This window comes from Chryseobacterium sp. MMO-72, assembly GCF_037146035.1.
Classification (GTDB): Bacteria; Bacteroidota; Bacteroidia; order Flavobacteriales; family Weeksellaceae; genus Chryseobacterium; species Chryseobacterium indicum.
The window spans coordinates 396,866-422,721 of sequence record NZ_JBBCWG010000002.1; the positions used below are offsets into that span (position 1 = coordinate 396,866).

The following is a 25,856-nucleotide window of genomic DNA, read 5'->3' on the forward strand; positions in this document are numbered from 1 at the left end:
TTGATTTTCAGGTTCCGCTTTTTTATTTTTGCTAAATGAATGAATCACAACTTTTTATCGGAGGAATTATCCTGATTTTTATTTTCGGGAATATATTCGTTTACTTCTTAAATAAAAATAAACAGAAACGTTTTTTTGATTTCATCAGAGACAGAGAATATACTTTAGTTCGAAATGTGGAAGCCGAGATAGAAGGCTATTCAAAAATAAGCTACAGAAAAGCAGATATTGTTTTTCTGGATGACGAAATTTTTATTCTGACAATCAATAAATAGATTATTCAGCTTACTAAAAGTTATGAGGATTTTCCAGGCGTATTCTATAAATATTCTTACGATACAAAACAAAAAGTAAAAGAACGACTTGAAATAAGGAATTCTAATGGAAGCATTAAAGTAAATCTTGATCTCAAAAACAAACATTTTGCTTTAGAGAATTATATTAACAGCCAAAATATGCATAATAATTAATTACTCATAAAACACAAATTTAATACATAATTAATCCGCCTGAAATCCGGATAAAAAAAGAATCCGATAGTTTCGCAATCAATTTGTAATTTAAAAAATTAATTAAATTAATCATGATTCAAAGAAAACTTTTCGGATGGATGCTTTTGTTTGCCTTAACAAGCATAGGATGTACAGATAATGACATCGCATCAACTTTAAAAGAAGAAAATTTATCTTCAAAAGCCAATCTCAGCAAAGCTGCTGCAGACGTAAGTGTAAATGCTTACACCGATACAAGCGCATACATCAATTCAGGTTTCAGCTTTTTAAATCCTTCACAGATTGATAAAAACCGTCAGGCAATCGGCGGAAGTGCTTATACCGAAGTCTACGGATTCAATATTCCTGAAGAAAACAGAGTGAGAGGAATCCGCTGGAATACCGATGATGAAACAACTTCGCTTTGGAGACCGCAGGGAATTTCAGGATTTACAAAAGACGGAGTCCGTTATCTTTTGGTAAGTTGGTATGCGAAAGATGAAGCTGAATTTAAAGGATCCCGAATTACCCTGATTGACATCAGTCCGAGTTCCAGTACATATCTTACCTACCGTCATATTCTTTTGGTTCAGCCTGATATTCCGGCAGGTACAACAGGCTATTCGCAGTATGGTTCTTACGCTCCGCTGAATGTTCATGCAGGCGGAATTGCCTATTTTAAAGGTAAAATCTATCTCAGCAGTACAAATTTAGGTGTTCGTGTTTTCGATCTGAATAAAATTATTGAAGTAAGTTCAGGCGACACAACCAATGATAAATGCGGTAAAGATTCTAACGGAAACCTGTTCGCTTTCAATTACAGGTACATATTGCCACAGACAGGATATCAGAAAATCAACAACGCAAATCCTTTCTCCACGATTCAGGTAAATGATGAAGGAACGCAGTTCTGGACAGGACAATATTATTCAGGCAGCGCGGATGCTTCCATCGTTCCGAAAGTATTTGGTTTTCCGGTTGATACGAACGGAAGACTTCAGAATACAGGAATTGTAACCGTGACGCCGAAAAACAGTCTTTTCACAGACAATCATGCGCATGGAATTCAGGGTGTTTTCAGAAAAGGCAACAGAACATGGCTTTCCTGTACAGGATCTCCAAGCAATTCTTACGGATCGAATGCGAGATTAGCGCGTTATACGGATGGTGCAGACGATACGGTACGTTTCAGATGGCCTTACGGAGCGGAATCTCTTTACTATGAATCTCAATATAATTACTTGTGGAGTTTAACCGAATACGAACCGAATGCAGGAGCACAAAACGGAAGTCAGGTAAACCGATGCATTTTTGCGGTTGATTTTTCCAAATACGAATAGTACAATTTGAATCTGAAATTCAAAAAAACAGATAAAGACCGTCATTTCGATGGTCTTTTTTATTCTAAAACTTGGATTTTATCTGCGATAAAATAAGCATCAATCTTTATGATTTTCTTGCTCCTTAAAGATTTGAGATTAATAAAAAACTTACGTTTTTGCATTTCCCAACAAAAATATTTTCTTTTAAGCCTCTTTAGCTTAAAAAACTGAGTGAAAATCAGTGTATTTATTCCTCAAAGGCTTTAAGATTTTAAAACATTTAAAATTTTAGCTATCTTCACTTTTCAATTGAGAAACATGAATAACCATTCAGAAGAAAACAAAATATCAAAAGATAAAAATGTTCTTGTTGTTTTAAATAACAGTCAGGAAATCAATACAGAACTTCAGTACATCATGGATCATTTCTGCGGAACCGTAGTTCATGAGCTTAGTCCGGAACTTGATCATCAAAAAATATACATCTGCGGAAATTTGGAAAATATTCAGAAAGACCATCATTTCCTGCATATCATTAAAGAATTTTCGGTGAATTTTGAAAATATCAGCGAAGAAAAATCAAAGGTTATTCAAATTGGAGAAGTTCCGGTTATTGTAAGCAATGCGGGAGTCTATTTCCGAAGAATTTTTCATGAGGAGAATATATTTGAAAAAGTAAAATCTGAACATCGTTTTCAGGAGCTTACAGAATCCAATAAAGAAGCGAAAGCTCTGAGAAAAGGTATTTATCTGAGTAAAGTGACTCATGAAGCCAATGAAAACGGAGAAGAAACGCTGCATTTTAATTTGTTGAGATGTTCGAGTAATCTTACAGGACCTACAGATAATTTCAGAGAAACCGACCGAAAAATTATTGCTCTTCTTAACGAATGTGCAAAGGAAACTTTTGAATATGAAACCGATCTTAATCACGCTTTGGTACAGATTTACGAGAACAAAAAGAAAACTTCGGATGCTGAAAAGGAAGTGAAAGCCAAAATTAAAGCTCACTCCGACAAAACGAAGGATATGCCGAAAGAAGGACTGATCGCATTCTGTACTTTTTACGACAATTCCAATTCCGAACATTTAAAACCATCGGAAACAGATCGATTTGATGTGTGCTATAAGCATACCAGCGCATTAACAAGACTCCATTTCAGGCTCAAGAAAACGGTTGAAGACGAATCTCTGGAAAAAGAATTTACGGTTACTTTATATCCGAACTCTGTGTTTATTATTCCGCTGTCTACCAACAGATTATATACGCATGAAATCCGCCCTTCTGTTTTGGGAGTCGATCAGATTCCGATAAGAATGGGATATGTTGTTCGTTGTTCGAATCTTGAGGCGATGTACAGAGACAATCAGACTTACATCAGAGAAAACGATAATTATGTTAAATTGGAAAGCATGACTCCTGAAATGCAGGCGGAACTTCGCAATTCTTATTACGAAGAGAACATGACGGAGAATAAGGTGAACTATAAAACAACCCATTTCAGCATGAATCTGGGCGATTATGAAAAACCAATCCTGTAATGAGCAGCTCCGTATTTTATAAAATCCGGCTTCCTGAAAAGCAAAATACTTTTGAAAATCTCTTGAATTCTGCGGATTTCGAAGCAACAGGAAAAGGAAGGCTCGGAAATCATCTCTTGAAAGAAGAAAACGGAACTTTTGCTGTCGTAAGAACAACAACAAGATATCAGATTCCGGCGAATCTCTTTTCTGAGGTTCATCATTCCGTGGTTGAAGAAATTAACCAAACAATTTCAGCCGAAAAAACAGATGTGCCTGAACAGCATTTTAATAATGCATTGATTGAAGTGTACGATTCTTCGTACTCGAAAATGGGGTTTCATTCCGATCAGGCTTTGGATCTGGAAGATCATTCATTTATTGCTTTGTTTTCATGCTATGAAAATCCAGATCAGTTGAAAGAAAACCAACTCAGAAAGCTTGTTATAAAAGACAAAATAACGGAAGAAGAATCTGAAATTATACTGGATCATCATTCTGCTGTACTATTTTCTGTAGAAACGAACAAAAAGTTTCAGCATAAAATTGTTCTGAATTCCAACCCTAATTCTAAAGGTTTTACGGATAACAGATGGTTGGGAATGACGTTCAGGACTTCCAAAACTTTTATCAGTTTTAAAGACAACCAACCGTATTTTTCAACCGGAGAATTATTTATTTTAGCCGATGAAGAAAAGGAAAAAGAGTTTTTCCGGCTGAGAGGAGAAGAAAACCGTTCTTTAGATTTTGTTTATCCTGATCTGTTTTTCACGATAAGTCCGGCTGATCTTTTAATTCCTGAAATCAAAAATTAAATATATACACAACATGAAAAAATTATTCTTTACTTCTACCCTGCTTTTAGCCCTGTTTTCCTGCAATGAAAGCAGATCCGAAAATAAACCTTTGGTTGAAAATGCAGTAGACAATGCGGAATCTTCTGTTTCAGGCTCCATAACAAAAGGAACAAGACTTTCTTCCCGTGAAGATGATATGGTTCATCAGATTTATGATGAATTGCTTAAAAACGATAAAAATCTTCAGGCTCTTGATGAAAAAGTAAGCATGATCGACAGCAAAACAGACGATGCAACTCTTGAATATGATGATGTCATTAGCAAATCTGAAACCTATTACAGCAATGCGGAATCTTTGGCTAAATCTGTAAGCGATTCAATATCACGAAAAGCAATTGAAGCAGAAATTAAGAGAAGTGAAGAGCAATATAATCTTAAAGTGAAGAAAATAAAAGATCTGATTGAAGAAATTACAAAAAACCGTGAAAGAATTCACGATACGTATACAATTTTCAAAATCAGAAAAACCCTTCCTGAAATTGAAAAATACCAGAATGCACATCCTTTAAAAACAGACAGTCTGGATAATTTTATCAGTAAACAGAATCAACTGCTGAGCGAATTGAAAAATCTAAAATAATGAATGAAATATCGATCATCGGAGGCGGAATCGGCGGTTTAACATTAGGAAATATCCTGAAACAACAAAACATTGATTTTACCCTGTATGAATCGGCAGCGGAAATAAAACCTGTCGGTTCCGGAATTATGATGGCAATCAACGCGATGCAGATTTTTGATAAGTTAGGCTTAAAAGAAAAAATCGAACAGGCGGGAAACAAAATTCACGGCATTTCGATTACGGATGAAAAGCTGAAACGCATCTCTAAAACCAATGTTCTGGAATTGGAAAAAAAGTACAATTCCTGCAACGTTGCCATTCACAGAGCTGATCTGCAAAAGATTTTGGCGGAAAATATAGGCTATGAAAATATTCAACTGAATCATGCACTGAACAAAATTCAGAAGAAAGAAAACTATATTCTACATTTTGAAAACGGAACTGAAACTGAAAGCAAAATTGTTTTCGGAGCAGACGGAATTCATTCAAAAGTAAGAAACCAGATTTTTGGAACCGGAACCATAAGAAATACACAGCAATTGTGTTGGCGTGGATTGGCAGAATTTGATCTTCCTGAAAATTTTCATCATGAAGCCATTGAAGCCTGGGGAAAAGGAAAACGTTTTGGGTTTGTAAGAATGACCGACCGAAAAATATACTGGTACGCTGTTATCAATAAAAACATTCATCAGAATGAAAATCAATTAGCTGAAAATTTTTACGGTTTTCATCCACTGATTCTTGAAATTATGGAGAAAACATTTCAGGAAAATATCATTTTTAACGAAATTATCGACCTCGCTCCTATTCCGAAATGGCACACGAATCATCTTTGTCTGATCGGTGACGCAGCACACGCAACAACGCCGAATCTCGGACAGGGAGCCTGTCAGTCGATTGAAGACGCTTATATTATCGGAAAGCTGTTGGAAAACCATCAGAATTTCAATGAAGTTTTTGGAAATTTTCAGAAGATCAGGAGAAAAAAAGTAGATTATGTAGTTGATACAAGCTGGAAAATCGGACAGGTTTCACAATGGGAAAAAGGAACTTTTGTAAGGAATTTCGTGTTCAGACTGATTCCTGAAAGCTTTAATCAAAAACTGGTTGAAAAAACAATTCGACTGGAAATGTAGTTTCCCATAGAGCGTTTTTTATTACATCCTAATTATTTTTAAACGTCTCCTTCATTTTGCCTGCAAATTCTTAATCTCTCTTAACTGCCTAACTGCTCTTAATGGTTATCTTTTTACAACACAATAGGCGCAAAAGTTTCTTTGAAATTATTGAGAATATTTTTCGTTTGCAAATATTCAACAAGCTCAGTAACTATTCACTCAGCGAAGATTGCCAAAGATAAATCATAAAACGCTCGCTTAATAACAGATGAAATCTGAATAACTTTGCTTATTTAAAATATTTACCTTAAAATATCAACTTTGCGTTAAAATTTTCAGTCTGAATGCAATTGAAAAATTTTAATTAGACTGTTTAATAAAGTTTCAGCAAACTTTCAGATAAATTTCATGCAGTTTATAGAAAATAAAAATCCTCCAAAATTTAAAAATCTTGAAGGATTAAACATCCTATTTTGTTATAAAATTTTAATACATAAGTGTAATTCCGGCTCCCCATCCCATTTCATTATCATAATTCCCGGAAACAGACAGCCATTTCTGTAAAATATATCGCAAACCTGTATTGAATTCGCCATCAGAATTAACCGTAAAATTTCCGCGAAGCCTTCTTGAAAGCGGGATATCTTCCCTGCTGAACTCCAGTAAAACCTTTCCGTTCTGATCCACACTTGCATCCGCTGTAATGAGCATCGGCAAAAGATACTGCATCCCGACCGTAAATGCACCCTGAGTTTTGGAAGCCTTCTGCTGTCCGAACCACGTTTTTCTGCCGTGAAAATCCATTCCCATTTCTTCTGCCATTTTTCGTTCCATAATTTCATGATTTTTCTGAATTCTGAAACCCGCATAAGGAATTGCCCACTGGAATTTTCCTAAAAATCTGCCGACTTTAAAATTTCCGTCAAAATGATCAAAATCCCAGTTTGAGTGAAATTCATTTAAGTTAGCCCATCTCGGCCCGAACATCGTCATGGATTCAGCATGTATTTTATTGCTGTTAAGATCAAGCATTGCCATTGAGCTGATCATCCTGTTATCTTTCAGAAAATTTTTCCAAGCCAGTTTTCTGTCGGGTAGTTGTGGATTCGGTTTAGAATTTTCATAGCTGAAAATTCTTCCCATTCCCGCCATCATGTGATACAGAATGTGGCAGTGGAAAAACCAGTCGCCATCCTGATTGGCGGCAAATTCAATCGTATTGGTTTCCATCGGCATGATGTCTACAACATTTTTCAGCGGAGAATATTCACCTTTGGAGTTGATTAATCTGAAATCATGACCGTGAAGATGCATCGGATGGCGCATCATTGAGTTGTTATACATTGTAATCCTCAGAATTTCCCCTTTTTTCACTAAAATTTTATCGGTTTCCGTCACCGTTTTATTATCTAAAGTCCAGAGATAATGATTCATATTTCCTTCCAGAGTAAATTTCAGTTCGCGGACGTTTTCTGTCGGAAGAATGGTTTTCTCAGGAGATTTTAACAGATTATAAGACAACCTTTTAATTGATTTTTCTTCCTTCATTTCCATCGAATGACCGGAATGCTCTTCGCTTTCCTCTTGGGTTTGGATACCCATCATTTCATTCATGTGCTTCATGGTCATTTTTCGTTGACTTTCAGGAAGTTCGGGGTACATCACTTCGCTCATGTCCATCATCTGGTTGCCCATTGTCATGTTCATCGGCTTCATATTTCCGCTCATTTCCATCATTCCGTTCATCATTTTCATGCCTTCGAAAAGCTTTAACCGTGGTAAATCCGGTGCTTCAATTTTTTCCCCTGAACCCAGCCAAAGCGAAGCATGACCCATTCTGTCCTCCGAAGTTGCCCGAAATTCAAAACTTTTATTTTCCGGAATGGTGATTTCAATATCATACGTTTCAGAGACTCCCACAATCAGTCGGTCAACTTCTACAGGAACCACATCGTTTCCGTCATTTCCTACTACTTTTATCTTTCCGCCTCCAAAATTTAGCCAGAAATAAGTGGATGAACCTCCATTTGCAACTCTCAGCCGAACTTTATCTCCAGCTTTTAAATTGGAATAAGCAGAGCTTGGCTGTCCGTTGATGAGAAATTTATCGTAGAAAACATCACTTACATCCATAGCTTCCATCCTTTTCCATTCATTCAGCACTTTTGTTCCGAAGTTTCCGGATTTTATAGCTTCCCAGTAACTCTGCACCGAATTTTTCTTAACCGCATACCAATCTGTATTTGCCATATGAAGGCGTCTTGCAATCTGCATCGGATTTTCGTCACTCCAGTCGCCGAGTAAAACAGGGATTTCCTGAGTATAATTTACTTTTGGCTCTCCTTCTCTTTTTTGAAAGACCAAAATTCCGTTCATCCCGATTTGTTCCTGCAAACTTTCGTGAGAATGATACCAGTACGTTCCGTTTTGGGAAACCTTAAATTTATACAAATGTGTTTCCCCCGGTTTAACAGGTTTTGTTGTTAAGTACGGAACTCCGTCATGTTCATTTGGTAAAATCACGCCGTGCCAGTGAAATCCTGTGTTTTCTTTGAGCATATTGTGAAGATAAATTTCGGCAGTATCGCCTTCCGTGAAATATAAGGTCGGAGCCTGTAATTTTCCGTTGACAGCAATTGCTCTGCGGTTTTTTCCTGTAAAATTTACGATTGTGTCTTTGACGTATAAATCATAACGAACCGTTTTTCCTCCAAAACTTACTCTGCCGTTTTCCGAATTTCTTTTTAAAACAGAGTTATCAGATTTTGGTTCCGGATCTGATTGATGCGGTGAATGATTTTCAATTTTTATTAAATCCATTCCGCATTTCGGACATTTTCCGGGTTTGTCTGAAATGATTTCCGGATGCATCGGACAGGTATATTTTTGAGGCTGAGATTGGATTTTTGAATGAGACTTTGGCTGCGTTAAAACTTTAGTCTCAGATGTATTTAAAACAGGTTTAGAAACATTTGATTTATCTGCTTTTTTTGCCTTTTTAGAATTGTTCTTTTTCTCAATCTTAGCATTATCCTTATTCTTAATTTCTTTTGATTTTATTTCTGTTTTCTGTACAGGTTTTGCTTCCGGCTTTGAAATAGCTTTAGGTTTTACAGAAACTACTTTTTTCCTTAAGGTCATTCCGCATTTCGGGCAGTCTCCCGGTTTTGAAGAAACGATTTCAGGATGCATCGGACAACTGAAATAGGTTTTTGTAGTCTGTGAAAAACTGAAAACAGAGAATAAAAACAGCAGAAATATTATTATCTTTTTCATAATATTTCGAAGTTTTTTAAAATTGTATAGCCTGAATTAAATTTTAAAAACTTTCATTTTGAGCGAAATGATGTGGAGTCGAAAAATCTAAAATCACTTAATTTTTAATGCAAAAACTCGCAAAGATTTTGTTGAAATTATTGAGAATATTTTTAAGTTCACAAAGGCGTTTCACTTAACTAAGATCTCAAAGTTTTGGAATACCCTTCAAATCAATCCATTAAAGTAAATTTAATTTAAGCTATACAACTTATTATATTATAGTAAAATAAGAATATTATTTAATTGTTGTCTTTACATTTCCGCAGGAAAGCATTGATTTTCCGTAGTAAGGATTTACGATTTTAGATTCGTCGCTTAACCAGCTTCCGTCTGCCATCGGACAATACTGAACATAAACCGGATTTTCAGAAACTTTGAATTCTTTTGCCAGAGCAATCATATTATCGGAAAGATTCATAAATGTTTCTCTTTGGGTACTGATGTTTCTTGCTTCAGAAATTGCAGTAGCATCTTTTCTGAGAATATTTAAATTTCCTTCAGAAACCTGTTTGTAATCAATTGTAGAAGCTGTTTTAATGAATTCCGTAGCTGCTTTTGATGTTTGATCGGCATCGTCTGAAGCCAGAGCAGATTTTATAGCAATATAATTTTGGTATAGTTTTGTAACCTGTGCATCTTTTTTAGATTGTGCTGAAATTGAAATAATTGAGAATAATGAGAATATTGCTGTAATGATATATTTTTTCATTGTTTTAAATTTTAGAATTAATTTTTAAAGAAAAAGTTGGTAAATTGATCGCGTAAAGCGACAAGCCGTGTCGTTCGTAATGATCAAAAGATCAAACGACTGATAGATTTTAAATTCTAAAATTACAATGACTGATAAAGATCGGAACGGAGCGTTTTTCCGGCGGCGCATTGATCTGAATCTGAGTAAATTTTGTAGCTGAAAAAGAATGATCTACGAAGAAAAAATCGTTTTTGTGAACGTCATGAATCTGCTTTAAAAAATCAATTTTAAGAAAATCTGACTTTTGAGAATCATCAACTTTTACAATTTTGATTTCTGTTTTACAGCAGTCTTTCTTGGTTTTTACGCCACATTTGCTGCAGACATCATCCACTTTCTGACTGATGGAAGCCAGTTCATTCATGCAATAATGAACACTGAAAACCGCTCCGGAAGAAAAACCGAAGTAGAATACAGAGAACAGGATAGCAAGAATCTTTTTCATTGAGACAAAGTTAAAAATATAAAGGTAACCTTCGTTATAAAATTATGTAAAGATGTTATAGAATTCAGGAAATAAAAAACTCCCGAAAAATTTCAGGAGTATGTATTTATTTAATTCTAAATTCAAGTTTCACATTGAAGAAACGTCCCGTTAAGCGTACAGGAACAGGATACATCAGATTGGTATTCGCATCGGTAATCCACTGATTGGAAACTGTATTTCTGATATTGAAGGCATTAAAAACCTGAACACCCAGCGTCAGTTCATCAAAATTCCCCCAAAAACCATACGCTTGATTTTTCTCTTTAGGATCAATGAAGGCATAAGAAAGTCCTAAATCTACCCTTTTATAAGACGTTAATGTTTTTTGATAGGAATATCCTGCAAGATAATCTATTTTTCTGTTTTCATCCAGTACAATCGGCGATCCTGTAGGCAATCCCATTGCGTAAGTTAAAGTAAGATTGATACGCATTTTCGGGAATCTCGGCATATAATCCTGATAGAACATCGCAAATCTTAACCTTTGATCGGTTGGCCTCGGAATGTCTCCTCTCCCATCAATATTTTCATACACTCGGGCATAACTTGCAGATAACCAGGAATCCACTCCGGGAACAAATTCTCCGAACAATCTGGTATCAATTCCGTATGCGTATCCTGAAGCATTATTTTTTCCGGAATAACGTATTCTCACGTTGTCCATGAAATATGGAATCAGATCATTCATTTTCTTGTAGTACAATTCCGTGGTCAGTTTAAACGGTCTGTCATACATCTGGAATTCGTAATCATTCGCCAGAATTGCCTGAATAGATCTTTGGGATTTTATATTTGAATTAAAATTCCCGTCTAAGTCTTTGATTTCCTTGTAAAAAGGAGCCTGATAATAGATACCTCCGGAAAGTCTGAACAACATATCGGTATCCCAATCCGGTTTGATCGCAAACTGTGCTCTCGGAGAGAAAATGGTTTCGTTATTGAAACTCCAGTGCGAAACTCTTGCTCCGGCGTTTACAAAAACTTTATTGCTTCCCCAGAAAAATTTCTGAGAATACTGCGCGTAAGCAGACATTCTTGTCGGCTGAATATCATTTTTCCCTGCAATGCTGTAATATAATTTTAGATCCGGCGGATTTCTGGGATCTAAAAGTGCGGAAATCGGCGTGCTGTATCCTGCAGAATCTACCAGTTTCCATTCGTTGGTAAGATCTTTCAGGTTTTCTTTTTCATATTTAAAGCCGACTTCAATATCTGTATTTACGTTAGGCGAAAAACGGGTTCGGAACTGTGTTCCGTAAGTTTTTACATATAAATCATTTCTTGCATGCTCTATTTGTCCGCCAGTATCGTATGAAGTAACGGGTTCTCCCGTAATCGGATCAAAAGTCTGTAAAACGTAAGCCGAGGCAATGGTATAATATTCTCTTTCACGGTTTTGGTAGGCAAAAGCGTCTAAAGTAAATCTCCATTTGTCGGATGGCTTATAATTCAGGGAGAATGTTCCCATCATATTTTTATACTTATCGTCTTCACGGCCACCATAATTTACCGTTAAATTAATCGGCTGCTGCAAAGATCCGAAGTCTACACTCCTTGCCTTCGGAATCATTTCGTAATCATTCTTGGAGTAATATCCGATGAACGAAGCCGTGAATTTCGGGCTGAAATGATAATTCAGATACGTCTGAAAATCCATGTATTTCGGATTGAAGTCTGTATCTTCTTTCAGGGTATTAAGAACAAGGTTTGTATTTCTGTATCTTCCTGAAAATAAGGCAGTAAATTTCCTGTTTCCTTCTTTGTCTTTTCCGACAGCAAAACCGGTGGATAATCTTCCTCCGATTAAACTTCCTTCTCCGGAAACTTCAAATTTTTCAGGTTCACGGTAATAGATATTTAAAGCAGATGACATTTTATCGCCGTATCTCGGCTCGAAACCTCCGGCTGAGAAATTAACGGTGGAAACCATATCGGGATTGATGATGCTTAACCCTTCCTGCTGAGAATTTCTGATGAGGAATGGTCTGTAGATCTCAATATCATTAATATAGATCAGGTTTTCGTCATAGTTTCCGCCACGAACCATATATTGTGAAGATAGCTCCGTATTGGAGTTTACGGAAGGCAGAGTTTTAAGAATTCCTTCGATACCCCCGGAAATGCTTGCCACATTCTGAGCATCTTTTGCCGAAATTTTTACGGCGGTGATATCGTTGGTTTTTCCTGTTACTTTTTTCTGGAAAACTACTTCTTCAATAGTTTCGGTCTTCACTGTATCCCTCTTTTTTTTTACCTGAGAGAATACTAATGCAGGAACCATAAGGCTCAATGGTAAAACTAGTTTTTTCAAAAGAAATGCTTTAAAATTTCAAACGTGAATATATAAATTTTATTTTAACTTATTTAAACTTTCTTTAACATTTATTGTCTGAAGTTTTCTGAAGATTTTTACCAGTTTCTGCCTTTGAAAGGCTGACTGAAATCTTAGCCCCGATTGTAATGAAAATCCTTTTTTGCAAAAAAAGATTGTAATGGAAAGCGGGAAACAGCTCCAGATAAAAAATGAAAGTTTTAAAAGAATTTAATTATAAAATCGCTTCCCGAACTCTGGTCAGTTTTTGCAGTAAATCTTCCAGAAGGTCCAGTCTCAACATATTGGCTCCGTCGGACAAAGCGGTTTCGGGAGTGGGATGCGTCTCGATGAAAATTCCGTCTGCGCCGACTGCGATTCCGGCTTTTGCTACAGTTTCGATAAGATCCGGTCTTCCTCCTGTAACTCCGGAACTTTGGTTCGGCTGTTGCAGGGAATGCGTAACATCCAGAATGACAGGCGCATAATTTCTCATGGTTGGAATTCCTCTGTAATCTACCACCAAATCTGTGTAACCAAAGGTATTTCCTCTTTCTATGATTGCCACTTTCTGATTGTCTGAGTCTGTAATTTTTTCAACGGCAAATTTCATGGATTCCGGAGAAAGAAACTGTCCTTTTTTTAAGGTTACACATTTTCCTGTTTTTGCCGCGGCAACCAAAAGGTCTGTCTGGCGAACCAAAAACGCAGGAATCTGCAACACATCTACATATTGCGCCGCCAAAGCTGCGTGCTCATTTTCGTGAATATCCGTTGTTGTAGGAATATTGAAAGTTTCCCCTACTTTTTTAAGAATTTCCAGAGATTTTTCTTCTCCGATTGTGGTAAAAGAGTCTACTCTGCTTCGGTTGGCTTTTTTAAAGCTTCCTTTAAAAATGTAGGGAATGTTATATTTATTGGTTAATTCCACCACTTTTTCGGCAATTTTCAGTGCCATGTCTTCGCCTTCGATGATGCAGGGACCGGCAATTAGGAAAAAGTTTCTGGAATCTTTGTGGTGGATATTATCTAAATACTGAATCATTTTATTTTTTGATTAAAAAGTTCAGTAAAAATAGGGAGAAAGTTCGGAAATCCGAAATTATTTGGAGGGTTTTACCGACTTCGAAACGGATAGCTTCAATAAACTTAATGCCGATTTGTCCGATAATTCTGTTTTGGATAATTTTTTGAAGCTAGGAATTCGTAGATTTATCAAAAATTTCGAGAATTTTAAATATGAAAAAAGCGTTAATAATCGTAGACGTGCAGAATGATTTTTGTGAAGGCGGAGCGTTGGCTGTTCCGGGAGCTAATGAAGTAATTCCTTACATCAATGCTCTGATGGAAGAAAACGAATACGATCAGATTGTACTTACGCAGGACTGGCATCCTGCAGATCATAAAAGTTTTGCCAGCAATAATGGCAGAAATGTAGGCGAAAGCATTATCCTGAATGGTGTTCCGCAGTTTATGTGGCCGGATCACTGTATTCAGGGAACTTTCGGGGCAGAATTCCATAAGGATCTTAACAGAGACAAAGTAACCCACATCGTACAGAAAGGTAAAAATGTAGAAATTGACAGCTACAGCGGTTTTCAGGACAATAATCATTTCATGAAAACAGGTCTGGACGATTTTTTAAAATATCATGACATCCAGTTGGTGGAAATCGTAGGTCTGGCTATGGATTACTGCGTAAAATATACCTGCACCGATGCTGTAGCCAATGGTTATGTAACCTGTCTTCACTTCAACGGAACACGTGCCGTAAACGTAAAGCCGGATAACGGAAGAGATGCCATTTATGATATGATCCAGAAAGGGGTTACGGTTCTGGGATAGTTTTTAAACACAAATTGCAATAATGCTTTTTCACAGATAGCACAATTTAATATTAAACTTAATAATGAAGTTGTTTAAAGTAAAAGAGTTTGCTCCTTTAGGAGCAGAATCTGTGTAGAAATAAGAATAAATCCGTCAATCAATCCATAGGATCGATATCTTAAATATGATAATTTTCTAAAGATAGCGTTCCTACGGAACGCAGAACGCCTTGCGAATATGGTGTCTACACAGATAAAACTCTATAGAGTTTTCTACCATTTTACTTTAAACAACTTTAATATAACTATCGCAAAGACGCAAAATATTCTTTAAATACGGTCTTTTTTTAAGGCGCAAATATTTTATCTACGATAAAATTAAGCATTAATCCTTCTTGAAAATCTTTGATTTTCTTGCGTCTTAAAGATGTGAGACTAATAAAAATCTTGCGTCTTTGCGCTTTCCAACAAGAATATTTTATTGATACAAAAGTTTAAATAAACTCATTGCGATATTTGTGAAAAAGCATTCGTGTTAAAGCAAAAAAAAGACGCTGAAAAAAAATTCAACGTCTTTTTATTTTTAGCTTAAAATTTACTTCAAAATTAAAGCATTTTAAGATTATTTACTTCCTGCTCTGTAAGGATTCTCCAGTGTCCTCTTTTGATGTTTTTCTTCGTTAATCCGGCAAACATTACTCGGTCTAAGGCTTCCACTTCATATCCTAATCTCTGGAAAATTCTTCTGATAACACGGTTCCACCCGATGTGGATTTCAATTCCCACTTCATTTTTTGGTTTTCCTTCGATGAACGAAATCTGATCTACCTCAGCAACTCCTTCATCAAGACGGATTCCTTCCGCAATAAGTTTCATATCTTCGTGTGTAAGCTTTTTATCCAGCGTAACGTGATAGATCTTTTTTGCATCAAAAGACGGGTGCGTTAGTTTTTTCGTCATGTGGCCGTCGTTCGTTAAAAGAATAACTCCGGTTGTAGAACGGTCTAATCTTCCTACCGGAAAAACTCTGTACGGAGAAGCATTTGCTACAAGATCCATTACTGTTTTTCTGGCTTTGTCGTCTTTTGTGGTAGAAATATATCCTTTTGGTTTGTTAAGAAGAACGTAAACCGGTTTTTCAGGGGTAATATTCTGTCCGTCGAAAACCACTTTATCCGTTTTCTGAACCTGATAACCCATTTCCGTCACCACTTTTCCGTTTACTTCCACCAAACCTTGCGTAATCAGCTCATCAGCTTCTCTCCTGCTGCAGATTCCGGAATTGGCGATGTATTTATTCAGACGAATCGTGTCTTTATGTACATCTTTCTCAATTTTATTAAGTCTTCTTTTCTGTACAAAAGATTTATTTTTGTCTTCCCTGTTTTCTGTTCCGGGTCTTCTTCCGTATTTCAGGCTGCCTCTTTCGTATTTATCTCTTGTATCAAAAGTATTGGGTCTGCTTCCGCCTCTTTTCGGTGCAGATTTTCCGAAAGATTTTTTTTCTTCCCCTGAACTGGTTATGAAAGGCTCTTTTTCAGTCTTTCCGTATTTCTTATCCATTCTGTCCTGATAGCTCGTACCGTTTCTCTTCGAGTCTGAATTTCGCTCTCCTGCTTTAGGGAAAGATTTTTTAAAAGGTTTTGATTCTGAAGAATTTCCAGATCTGGAAGCACGAGAATTATCAGAATTTTTCTTGGTTGAAATTCTTGGTCTCTTTGGTCGTTCTGAATTATTATTATCTCTGCTCATTCTAAAAATTTCTGCAAAGATAGTATATTTAATAACGAGTTAAAAATTAAGAATCATAACTTTGCAATATAGTTTTACATTTAACCCTACAGAAAATCTGAAAATGATAACAATATTAAACGATAATTTTTCTCAATTAAACGACTTCTTACACGAAAAATCTTTCAGCAAAATCTTTATTTTAGTTGATGAAAATACACATGAATATTGTCTTCCCATCCTTTTAGGAAATATGGAAACGGATCTCGGATTTGAAATTCTGGAGATTGAAGCCGGTGAAGAAATGAAAAATATACAGACGGCGAACCAGCTTTGGGAAATTCTTACGGAAATGCAGGCAGACCGAAAAGCTCTGGTTATTAATCTCGGCGGCGGCGTTATTACGGATATGGGAGGTTTTGTAGCATCTACTTATAAAAGAGGAATCCAGTTCATCAATATTCCAACGACGCTTTTATCGATGTGTGATGCTTCTATCGGAGGAAAAACAGGGATTGATCTGATGCATTATAAAAATATGGTGGGAACTTTTACTTTTCCTGAAAGAATTTTTGTCTATCCTAAATTTCTTGAAACCCTTCCTTTCAAAGAATTAAGAAGCGGATTTGCCGAAATGCTGAAACACGGATTAATTGCCGATAAATCTCACTGGGAAAATCTCACCCAAATTAATAAACTAGATATTGAAGGCGTAATTCCGCATATTCAGACATCAATGGATATTAAACAGAATGTTGTTCAGGAAGATTTTCACGAGAAAAATATCAGAAAGACTCTGAATTTCGGTCATACGATCGGTCATGCCATTGAAAGCTTATGTTTAAGTCAGGGAAACCCTATTCTTCATGGCGAAGCAGTTGCTATGGGGATGATTACGGAAGCGCATCTCGCTTTTCTTGAAGGTTTAATTTCTGAGGAAGATTCTGTACTTATTATAGAAAACATTCAGAAGTATTACCCTTATCTTGATATCAGCGATTTCAAAGACGAAGATATTTTCGGTCTTTTACTTAATGACAAGAAAAATGCTGACAGTAAAATTAATTTTTCTCTGCTTACCGCAATCGGAGCGTGTAATTTCGATCATCAGTGCAGTCAGAAAAACATCATTACATCCTTAGATTTCTACAGAAAACTGAATGATGTTTCATTATAACCGGCAAAAATTCAATTAAAAATTAAATATATTTTAAGAAGGTTTCTGAATTTATACTATTTCTAAACAAATGTTTAATTAAAAATTAAATTTCTGAAAATCAAATCAATAAAATAAGATCCGTTTGTTTTTACAGGCGGATTTCTTTATGACATTTATCATAATTTATTTTTTGGCAAGCAATTTGAAAGATACTCTGCGTCAAACGAAAAATTTTGACAGTAGTAAAATTTAAAATTAGAAAATAGTAAAAATTAAAAAATTAAAGTTATGAAAAAGTTAATTTTAGGAGTAGCACTTACAGCTGGTTCATTAGCATTCGCTCAGACGACGGGTTCATCTTCAAGCCCGGTAAGATTTGGTATCAAAGGTGGGATGAACGTAGCTTCTCTATCTAAAGATGCAAGTCTTGAAGACCAAAAATCTAAAATAGGATTCAACGCAGGTGTATTTGCAAACATTCCTTTAGCAAGTTCATTCAGTGTTCAGCCGGAGGTTTTGTACTCTCAGTACGGAGCTAAAGTTAAAAATACAGATGAATTTACAGCATTAGGTACAACAACAAGAAATGTTGAGTCTTATTCAACTCACTTAGATTACATCGCTGTACCGGTAATGTTCCAGTATAACTTTGTTCCCAACTTTTACGTAGAAGCAGGTCCTGAATTCGGATTCCTGGTAAGCGCAAAAAATAAAGGAGACAGAACTACTACTGTAACCAACGGTTCAGGAACAACGACTTCTTCAGCAAGCTATACAGATGACATCAATAAAGACAACCTAAACACGTTTAACTTTGGTATCGGTTTAGGAGCAGGATATTATTTCACAGATAACCTTGGTATTACTGCAAGATATGTTGCAGGTGTAACTGACGTTGCTAAAAACAGACCAAATGGTTCTGATGCTACAAGAAACAATACATTCCAGGTTGGTTTAGCTTACAAATTCTAAGAAGCTGATTCAGTAAAAACAATTTTGATTTCAATAGATAAAAAGGTCAGGTTTCATCATGAAGCCTGACCTTTTTTATTTGATCTGAATGACATTATCCAATGCATAATAATTCACTCAAAAAATTGTGAATTATTAACTTTTAAAAATCCGGAAATCCTTTATTTGGCAAGCATTTTGTAAAATAACTGTTACCTGAATGAAAATTTCAGGTAACAAAAAAGTAGTAAAATTTAAATGTAAAATTATGAAAAAGTTATTTCTAGCAATGGCAGTAACGGGAGGAGCATTTGTGTTTGCACAGGAAGTAAAAAAAACAGCTACCCCACCGATGAAAATGAAGGAGCCTGTAAGATTTGGTATTAAAGGAGCGGCAACCGCTTCCCAATTCAGTGAACAGAAACTTGCTGCCAAAAACCAGAAAATAGGATTTAATGCAGGTGTTTTCGTAAATGTACCATTATCTGAAAAGTTTGCATTACAGCCGGAAGTTTTATACAACCAGATGGGTGCAAAAAGTGTACTTTCCGATACGGAAGTTACCACAGGAGCTACCACCGTAAGAACCAAGCAGGATTACAGCACTACACTGAACTACATTTCCGTACCGGTAATGCTTCAGATGAAACCTACCGACAATTTCTATGTAGAAGCAGGTCCGGAAGTAAGTTATTTCGTAGACGGTAAAAACAAAGGTGAGCAAACTATTTCCACAACAACTTCCGGAACAACCACCACACAGACTTTATCGGCTTCAGAAAGCATTAATAAAGATGATATTAAAAAGTTCAATTTAGGTTTTGGAGTCGGTCTGGGATATTATTTTACCCGTAATCTAGGAATTAATGCGAGATATGTAAACAGTCTTACGCATATTTACAACAATTCTGATGCAGTAACCGATGCTCAGAAAAACGTAAATACAAACAGAGTATTTCAGCTAGGTCTGAACTATAAGTTTTAAATAAAAAAACAATTTTTGATTTCATAACAAAGATCAGGTTTCATCATGAGGCCTGATCTTTTTCTTTTTATTAAATTTGCAGCACTTTAATAATAAACATTCATAAAAATTAATAGACTATGAAAAAGATTTTTCTAGGACTTGCGATTACAGCAGGTACATTATCATTCGCACAGGAAAAAGCAGCAGCTTCAGCTTCACCGGTAAAATTCGGAGTAAAAGCAGGACTTAATGTATCTTCCATTAACGACAACGATTCTAAAGCAAAAGCAGGATTCTACGGAGGTTTCTTCGCAAACATTCCTGTAGCAAGTTCTTTCAGCGTACAGCCGGAAGTTTTGTATAACGGAATGGGTGCTAAAGACAAAACCTATTCTTCTATAAAGCTTAATCTGGATTATATTTCAGTTCCGGTAATGGTACAGTACAATGTTCTTCCGGATTTATATGTTGAAGCTGGTCCACAGTTCAGTTTTGCAATCAGCCAGAAATTAAAAGGAGACGGAGGTTCTGTAGATGTAGATCAGGCTTTCAAAGGTTTTGATCTTGGTTTAGGTCTTGGAGCAGGATATTATTTTGAGCAGAAATTCGGAATTACGGCAAGATATGTTGCAGGACTTACGGATATCGCAGAAAACAATACAGGTGACGCAGTAAGAAACGGCGTTTTCCAGGTTGGTGTAGCGTATAAATTCTGATCCATTTCGGATACAATAAAAAATGTCAGACTTAAATTTTAAGTCTGACATTTTCTTTTTTATGGAAATATTTTAATTGAATAATTCTATCTCCTCTCCTTTTCCTACAGGATATTCTTCGGTAAAACATCCGAAACAGTGATTGGCAGAGCCTAAAATTTCTTTCAGGTTTTCAACGCTTAAGAATTCAAGAGAATCTACTCCCAAATAATCTCTGAGTTCTGCTGTAGACATATTGGCAGAGATAAGATCGTCTTTCGACGGCGTATCGATTCCCAGGTAACAGGGAGCGATAATTGGCGGAGACACACTTCTGAAGTGAATTTCTTTCACACCTGCATCTTTAAGAATCTTAACAAGTCTTTTTGAAGTGGTTCCACGTACAATGGAATCATCAATAATCACGACTCTTTTATCTTTAATCTCGGAAATAATCGGATTTAATTTCAGGTTCACTACCCTTTCTCTCATTTCCTGAGTCGGAACGATGAAACTTCTTCCGATGTATCTGTTTTTAATTAAAACCGGACGGAAAGGAATTCCTGAAGCTTTAGAAAAACCAATGGCAGCCGGAACTCCGGAATCCGGAACTCCAATCACAACATCTGCTTCCACAGGAGCCTGATGCCAGATTTTTTCTCCGGATTTTTCTCTGATTTCGTAAACATTAATATTTTCTAAAGTAGAATCGGGTCTTGCAAAATAAATATATTCAAAAGAACAGATTCTCTGCTTTCCTTTTTCTTCATCCACCATGTAAGAATGAAGTTTTCCGGGTTCGTTTTCATTGGTATAAATAATTTCTCCCGGTAAAATATCACGAACATATTGTGCACCAACAGCGTCTAAAGCCACAGATTCTGAAGCAACAACATAAGAGTTTTCATTGATTGCTCCCAAAACCAAAGGACGGATTCCGTTGAAATCACGGAATGCAAAGAATTTATTTCTCGTCATCCCGACAACCGAATAAGCACCTTCAATTTTTTCCATGGTTGCCTTAATAGCTCCGCGAAGTCCTAAATCAAGGTTTTTCTGAATTAATCTTAAAATCACCTCAGAATCGGATGTTGCTCTGAATACAACCCCTTCAGCTTCGAGCTGCGTTTTCAGTTCTTTGGCATTGGTTAAATTACCGTTGTGCGCAATCGAAAGAATAATCTGGTCGTACTCGTTTTTCGCGAAAAACGGCTGAAAATTATATTTCTTTTTGTCTCCTGCAGTCGTATAACGGGTGTGTCCGATCGCAGAATTTCCCATAAAAGTTTCAGGATCGTGGATCTCCTTATAAACATCCAAAACGAGACCTTCATCTTTCATATTGGTGATTTTTCCGTCTTTAAGAACAGAAATACCACAAGCTTCCTGACCTCTGTGCTGTAAGGCAAAAAGACCGAACTGTGAAAGAGAAAACGTATCCAGATCATTATCAGAATACATTCCGAAGATTCCGCATTCCTCATTCGGAGCATCTAATCTTTCTTCTTCCTGCGTTCTGAAAAGATTTCTTCCGTAGGTCTGGGTTTCAAATTGTTTTAAATATTCACTTTTATGAATGTCTAAACTTTTCATTTTTATTTTTTCTAAATTTTGATGGTGGAAGCCGGGAGCTCGAAATCTGAAGTTTGTAACAAAACTTTTTTACATATTCAGATAAACTTCCGGTATCCAACTTCTGGTTTCTGCCTGATAATTATTTAGCAAGTACCGTTTTCAGTCTGTTATAGATCTCAACGTAAGCTTCGGTAACTTCACCAAGATCTCTTCTGAATCTGTCCTTATCCAGTTTCTTCATCGTATCTTTGTCCCAAAGTCTGCATGTATCCGGAGAAATTTCGTCTGCAAGGATAATTTCACCGTCTGCCGTTTTTCCTAATTCAATTTTGAAATCTACTAAGATGATGTTCATTTTATCGAAAAGATCGATTAAGATTTCGTTGATGTCTGACGTTAATTCATACATTTCATCAAGCTCTTCATACGTTGCAGCTCCTAAGAACACTGCATGGTGATCGTTGATTAGCGGATCCCCCAATTCGTCTTTTTTGTAGCAGATATCGAAGATGGTAACCGGAGATTTAATTCCTTCTTCCACTCCCAGTCTCTGCGCCATGCTTCCAGCCGAATAGTTTCTTACCACCATTTCCAGAGGAATGATGGATACCTTTTTTACCAACTGCTCTCTTTCGTTCAGTTGTTTAATGAAATGAGTCTTAATCCCTTTTGCATTCAGATATTCAAAAATAAGAGTCGTGATCGCATTGTTCATTTCTCCTTTAAGATCTACAGATCCTCTTTTCTGAGCGTTAAATGCAGTAGCATCGTCTTTAAAACGTACCACTACTTCATTAGGATTATCGGTTGCAAAAACCTGTTTTGCCTTCCCTTCGTACAACATTTCTTTCTTTTCCATTTTCTAAAATTACTTTTTATTAGATTGATATATTACTTAATTAAAATTCCTGTTAAAACCGCCATTCCAAAGCTTAAAAGGGTTCCGATCAGAACATATTCGGTTAACTTTCTCTGCTTTGCCTGAGCAAGATCACTGAATCTGAAAACAGATTTTGCAGCGACCATAAAGCCTACGCCTTCCCAATGATTCACCACAATAAAGGTGAAAACCAATAAACGTTCTAATATCCCGATATATTTTCCGGCGCTCGATAAAGATTCGGTTTGTATATTGTTCTGAGTTTCGGGAACCGGAGTCCACGAAGACAATAATATCTTGATAAAAATGGAAGCCGGTGTTGTTAAAAATAAAGCTGCCATAAGAATTTTAAGAATTTCCTTATCTTTTAAAAATTCAAAATTAAATTCCTTGAAGTAAAAGGAAATTCCTACAATCACGGCAATATGTAAAGCCTGATCGATAAAAAACCATGATTTTTTAGATTTTGCTGTCTGAAAACTAAGCTTCGCAGCGTCAATAATAAAATGTGAAACTCCGATCAGAAGTGCGATCCACCACAATTCGGTATTCCAGAGGAAAATAAAACTCAGAATCGTATGAATGAGAACATGAAGGTATAAATATCTGCTTCTCAGTTTTTTACTTTCCTTCTCTGCAACCCATGAATTTGGCTGAAGAATAAAGTCTCCAAATAAATGTGCCAATATGAGCTGAATAAAAACCATGCTTACAGTTCGGATATTTTTTTTCTGAAATATTGATTGGTTTCTACGATCAGTTCATAGTTTGCGCGCTTCAGTCTCTGGCTTACGGAAGACTGTGAGATGGCAAACTTTTTCGCAAGATCTTCCTGCGTAATGTCTCTGTTCATAATCATCTCATGGATGATTTCTGCATTGGCAACCGTCCAGGAATCAAAATCTTTGGAAGACCATTTCAGCAGAATATTCAGGTCCCGGTCTACAGAATCGTTGGATGTTTTTATGGAAACAGTATGTCCGTCGTTTTTCAGATCATTGAGCAGTCTACCTGAATGTACATAAGCAGTTCCGTTGGATTCGGTGATTTTTTCAGAAGAAAAATTCTCTTCGCCAATACCGATGGCAATTCTTACGTCTAAATTTTCCTGACTTTTTATAAGGGATTTAATGGCAAGAAAACGCCAGAATACCTCATCTATCTTACATTTGAACTGAAATTCGTCGCCTCTGTAGATTTCCCATGTATGAGGAGCACTTCCCCACTTTTCGAGAAGATTTTTAAGCTTGGTAATCCAAACTTCTGTTTCCGCGTGCTGTGAATTTATAATATCTCCGGTAATGACCGCTATCATTCTGCAAATATAAGCATTATTACTTATAAATAAAAAATATAAGCAGAAACACTTATAGATAATGATTATTAGTGAATCTGCTTATATCGATTATATATTGCTTTCCCTTTTTCGGGAGATCACAGCTTATTTTTTGATAAACGGGTAGATTTTATCATCAATTTTTAATAAATATGAACCTGTAGATAAGCTTTGTACAGAAATGCCTTTTTTGTTTTTGAAAGGATTTTGTTCGGAATAAATTATTTTTCCGGAAAGATCTAAAATCTGTGCTGATTTTACATTCTCTATTTTCCCATCAACGAAAACATTGTCATTAACAGGATTTGGATAAATTTTAAACTCATTATTTCTGGCAAGAATAGCTTCTGTGGTTGCCAGTGTTCCTAAATTCTGACAATAATTACTGGCGTAAGAATCCCATTCACTAATGCTAAAGGACGTTGTTGGCTGGTTGATATTAGATTTTCTGTACAAAGAAATATTTCCTAAAACTGAAAAATTGTTTGTACCGGAAACACCTATTGCATCCACCGTTGAGGATTTATATCTCAGTTCCAGATACTGACTTCCGGAATACGTCATCTGCGGAGCTGCCGTTACAAACTTTGCCTGATTTATTGTATAGCAGGAGAAATTGGCATCCGGATGCAATACTACAAAAGTCTCGTTATTCTGAACAATTCCTTCCAGCTCATAAGGATCTGCAAAATAATAATTTGTTCCGCTGGAAAACTGGATTGATAATCTGTAGTCACTAAGGTTTACGGGATGTCCTGTTTTATTGGTAATTTCAATCCCTTTATTATTCGAAGTTCCTTCAAGATATTTCGTTACCATCAGATCTTTAGCATAAATATCCGATGCTAAAGTGGTAACAGAAGCCGTATTACTGTCCGGAGAAAGCAGGTATCCGTTGTCGTAAGCCTTCACAGTAAAAGTATACGCTGTAGAAGGAGTAAGATGATCTACACTGAATGTTGTACCTTTCGTTGTCCCTACCAATGTTCCGTTCTGGTAGATTTTATATCCGATTACGTCCGTACTTGTACTAGGAGTCCAGCTTAAAGTTGTAAAATAAGCACTGTTTTGCGTAACGCTTACGTTTGTAGGAGTTTGTGGTGCAACAGCATCCGGAGTCTGCCCCCAGATTGTATTCACCCACGAAGGATTATCAATAAAAGGATTTCTGTTTTTCTGTATTGCATACACCGCATTATTTCTGTCGATTTCCCTTTGCGAAACAGGATCTTGCTGATGCCACTGAAGCAGCATGGCGATATAAGCGGGATCATAAGCTCTTTCCTCCGTTCCGTCCAAAGGATTGGTATCGGAAGCCGGATTGGCGTTATTATTAAAATTAAACGTTCCTAACTTGCCTTCATACCGTACTGCAAAGTATAGCAGACTTCTCGCAACATCTCCTTTAAACTCGTTAATAGGCTCATATACTCTCCCTGTATAAGTAATTCCCGGAATGGCACAATTTCCTATTCTTGAAGTATTGGTAAAAGTATAATAAATAGTAGAACCTACGATTCCATAAGGATAATTGCTTCGAAGCTGATTGATTCTTGCATCCGTTGGAACCACATAAAACAAATCTGAGTACATCGGGTAATTGCTGTAAAATGTACTTTGCGGCATCATGTGTTCTCTATTCCAGCCTTGTCCTTCTGCGGAAGCACTTCCGATGATATTCGCAGTTGTATATTCATAAGCATCCGGTCCTGTAGGAATTTCAGAATAAATATCAAGGAGAATGGTCGTATTGCTTGGTCCGTAGTCGTAATATCTATCTAAATCCGTCTGATTATAATAATTGGTGAGATCACCATAATTCCAGTTTATATTTTTCGCCGAAATGATGTCATGAAGCTTTGACTTTAAGGCGTAACCCGTCAAACCTGTCGTTCCATCGTAATACCCTGCAGGAGCCTGAGCTGCAAAATAAGATGAAATCATAATAATAGGCAGTAGAAATTTTTTCATGCTTTAAAAATTGGGTGGCTAAAATAG

At 36.3% G+C, this 25,856-nt stretch carries 22 protein-coding genes; 11 read left to right on the forward strand and 11 right to left on the reverse strand.

The features are described from left to right. Window positions 1-35: 35 nt before the first annotated feature. From WFH39_RS04375 to WFH39_RS04400, 6 genes are all read left to right on the forward strand, one after another. On the forward strand, window positions 36-275 hold the full coding sequence (locus WFH39_RS04375) for a hypothetical protein (protein ID WP_235130786.1): 240 nt from the start codon (window positions 36-38) through the stop codon (window positions 273-275). Window positions 276-583: 308 nt separating this feature from the next. Then, window positions 584-1,831 carry a hypothetical protein gene (locus WFH39_RS04380; protein ID WP_235130787.1) on the forward strand — a complete coding sequence of 416 codons (1,248 nt, stop codon included), beginning with the start codon at window positions 584-586 and terminating at the stop codon, window positions 1,829-1,831. Between the two features lie 300 nt (window positions 1,832-2,131). After that, window positions 2,132-3,355: a hypothetical protein gene (locus WFH39_RS04385; protein ID WP_336688954.1), complete on the forward strand. Its 1,224-nt coding sequence runs from the start codon at window positions 2,132-2,134 to the stop codon at window positions 3,353-3,355. Then, window positions 3,355-4,149: an alpha-ketoglutarate-dependent dioxygenase AlkB gene (locus WFH39_RS04390; RefSeq protein ID WP_336688955.1), complete on the forward strand. Its 795-nt coding sequence runs from the start codon at window positions 3,355-3,357 to the stop codon at window positions 4,147-4,149. The genes WFH39_RS04385 and WFH39_RS04390 overlap by 1 nt, the downstream gene beginning before the upstream one ends. 13 nt (window positions 4,150-4,162) lie before the next feature. Next, a complete protein-coding gene (locus tag WFH39_RS04395; RefSeq protein ID WP_235130790.1) occupies window positions 4,163-4,771 on the forward strand; it encodes a hypothetical protein in 609 nt (202 codons plus the stop codon). Then, window positions 4,771-5,889: an FAD-dependent monooxygenase gene (locus tag WFH39_RS04400; protein WP_336688956.1), complete on the forward strand. Its 1,119-nt coding sequence runs from the start codon at window positions 4,771-4,773 to the stop codon at window positions 5,887-5,889. The genes WFH39_RS04395 and WFH39_RS04400 overlap by 1 nt, the downstream gene beginning before the upstream one ends. 468 nt (window positions 5,890-6,357) lie before the next feature. Here WFH39_RS04400 and WFH39_RS04405 read toward each other — a convergent pair whose 3' ends face one another. From WFH39_RS04405 to kdsA, 5 genes are all read right to left on the reverse strand, one after another. After that, on the reverse strand, window positions 6,358-9,147 hold the full coding sequence (locus WFH39_RS04405) for a multicopper oxidase domain-containing protein (RefSeq protein WP_336688957.1): 2,790 nt from the start codon (window positions 9,145-9,147) through the stop codon (window positions 6,358-6,360). A 277-nt stretch (window positions 9,148-9,424) separates the two neighbouring features. Further along, on the reverse strand, window positions 9,425-9,898 hold the full coding sequence (locus tag WFH39_RS04410; protein WP_235130793.1) for a DUF3347 domain-containing protein: 474 nt from the start codon (window positions 9,896-9,898) through the stop codon (window positions 9,425-9,427). A gap of 109 nt (window positions 9,899-10,007) precedes the next feature. Continuing rightward, window positions 10,008-10,385 carry an HYC_CC_PP family protein gene (locus WFH39_RS04415; protein WP_235130794.1) on the reverse strand — a complete coding sequence of 126 codons (378 nt, stop codon included), beginning with the start codon at window positions 10,383-10,385 and terminating at the stop codon, window positions 10,008-10,010. 106 nt (window positions 10,386-10,491) lie between these two features. Then, window positions 10,492-12,738 carry a TonB-dependent receptor plug domain-containing protein gene (locus tag WFH39_RS04420; RefSeq protein ID WP_336688958.1) on the reverse strand — a complete coding sequence of 749 codons (2,247 nt, stop codon included), beginning with the start codon at window positions 12,736-12,738 and terminating at the stop codon, window positions 10,492-10,494. 235 nt (window positions 12,739-12,973) lie between these two features. Continuing rightward, a complete protein-coding gene (gene kdsA / locus WFH39_RS04425; protein ID WP_271247217.1) occupies window positions 12,974-13,783 on the reverse strand; it encodes a 3-deoxy-8-phosphooctulonate synthase in 810 nt (269 codons plus the stop codon). A 194-nt stretch (window positions 13,784-13,977) separates the two neighbouring features. Between kdsA and pncA the strand changes: the two genes are divergently transcribed. Continuing rightward, the gene (gene pncA, locus WFH39_RS04430) at window positions 13,978-14,583 is read left to right on the forward strand and encodes a bifunctional nicotinamidase/pyrazinamidase (protein WP_336688959.1); all 606 of its coding nucleotides are present in this window, start codon (window positions 13,978-13,980) and stop codon (window positions 14,581-14,583) included. 587 nt (window positions 14,584-15,170) lie between these two features. On the opposite strand, the gene WFH39_RS04435 is transcribed toward pncA, so the two are convergent. Continuing rightward, window positions 15,171-16,127 carry a pseudouridine synthase gene (locus WFH39_RS04435; protein WP_116099480.1) on the reverse strand — a complete coding sequence of 319 codons (957 nt, stop codon included), beginning with the start codon at window positions 16,125-16,127 and terminating at the stop codon, window positions 15,171-15,173. Between the two features lie 292 nt (window positions 16,128-16,419). Here WFH39_RS04435 and aroB point away from each other — a divergent pair, with 292 nt between their 5' ends. From aroB to WFH39_RS04455, 4 genes are all read left to right on the forward strand, one after another. Then, entirely contained in the window at window positions 16,420-17,472 is a 1,053-nt protein-coding gene (gene aroB, locus WFH39_RS04440; RefSeq protein ID WP_336688961.1) for a 3-dehydroquinate synthase, read from the forward strand. 270 nt (window positions 17,473-17,742) lie between these two features. Beyond that, on the forward strand, window positions 17,743-18,426 hold the full coding sequence (locus WFH39_RS04445) for a porin family protein (RefSeq protein ID WP_214589747.1): 684 nt from the start codon (window positions 17,743-17,745) through the stop codon (window positions 18,424-18,426). Between the two features lie 247 nt (window positions 18,427-18,673). Beyond that, window positions 18,674-19,390, forward strand: coding sequence for a porin family protein (locus WFH39_RS04450; protein WP_336688962.1), 717 nt, complete (start codon window positions 18,674-18,676; stop codon window positions 19,388-19,390). A gap of 119 nt (window positions 19,391-19,509) precedes the next feature. Further along, on the forward strand, window positions 19,510-20,088 hold the full coding sequence (locus WFH39_RS04455; RefSeq protein ID WP_336688963.1) for a porin family protein: 579 nt from the start codon (window positions 19,510-19,512) through the stop codon (window positions 20,086-20,088). Window positions 20,089-20,160: 72 nt separating this feature from the next. On the opposite strand, the gene purF is transcribed toward WFH39_RS04455, so the two are convergent. The 5 genes from purF to WFH39_RS04480 all read right to left on the reverse strand — a co-directional run bounded on the left by purF (window position 20,161) and on the right by WFH39_RS04480 (window position 25,829). Continuing rightward, window positions 20,161-21,660, reverse strand: coding sequence for an amidophosphoribosyltransferase (purF, locus tag WFH39_RS04460; RefSeq protein ID WP_336688964.1), 1,500 nt, complete (start codon window positions 21,658-21,660; stop codon window positions 20,161-20,163). A gap of 121 nt (window positions 21,661-21,781) precedes the next feature. Further along, on the reverse strand, window positions 21,782-22,501 hold the full coding sequence (gene purC / locus WFH39_RS04465) for a phosphoribosylaminoimidazolesuccinocarboxamide synthase (protein ID WP_214589744.1): 720 nt from the start codon (window positions 22,499-22,501) through the stop codon (window positions 21,782-21,784). Window positions 22,502-22,533: 32 nt separating this feature from the next. Beyond that, a complete protein-coding gene (locus WFH39_RS04470; RefSeq protein WP_336688965.1) occupies window positions 22,534-23,229 on the reverse strand; it encodes a DUF3307 domain-containing protein in 696 nt (231 codons plus the stop codon). A gap of 2 nt (window positions 23,230-23,231) precedes the next feature. Then, entirely contained in the window at window positions 23,232-23,837 is a 606-nt protein-coding gene (locus tag WFH39_RS04475) for a SatD family protein (protein WP_336688966.1), read from the reverse strand. A 126-nt stretch (window positions 23,838-23,963) separates the two neighbouring features. Further along, on the reverse strand, window positions 23,964-25,829 hold the full coding sequence (locus tag WFH39_RS04480; protein ID WP_336688967.1) for an endonuclease: 1,866 nt from the start codon (window positions 25,827-25,829) through the stop codon (window positions 23,964-23,966). Window positions 25,830-25,856 lie beyond the last annotated feature (27 nt).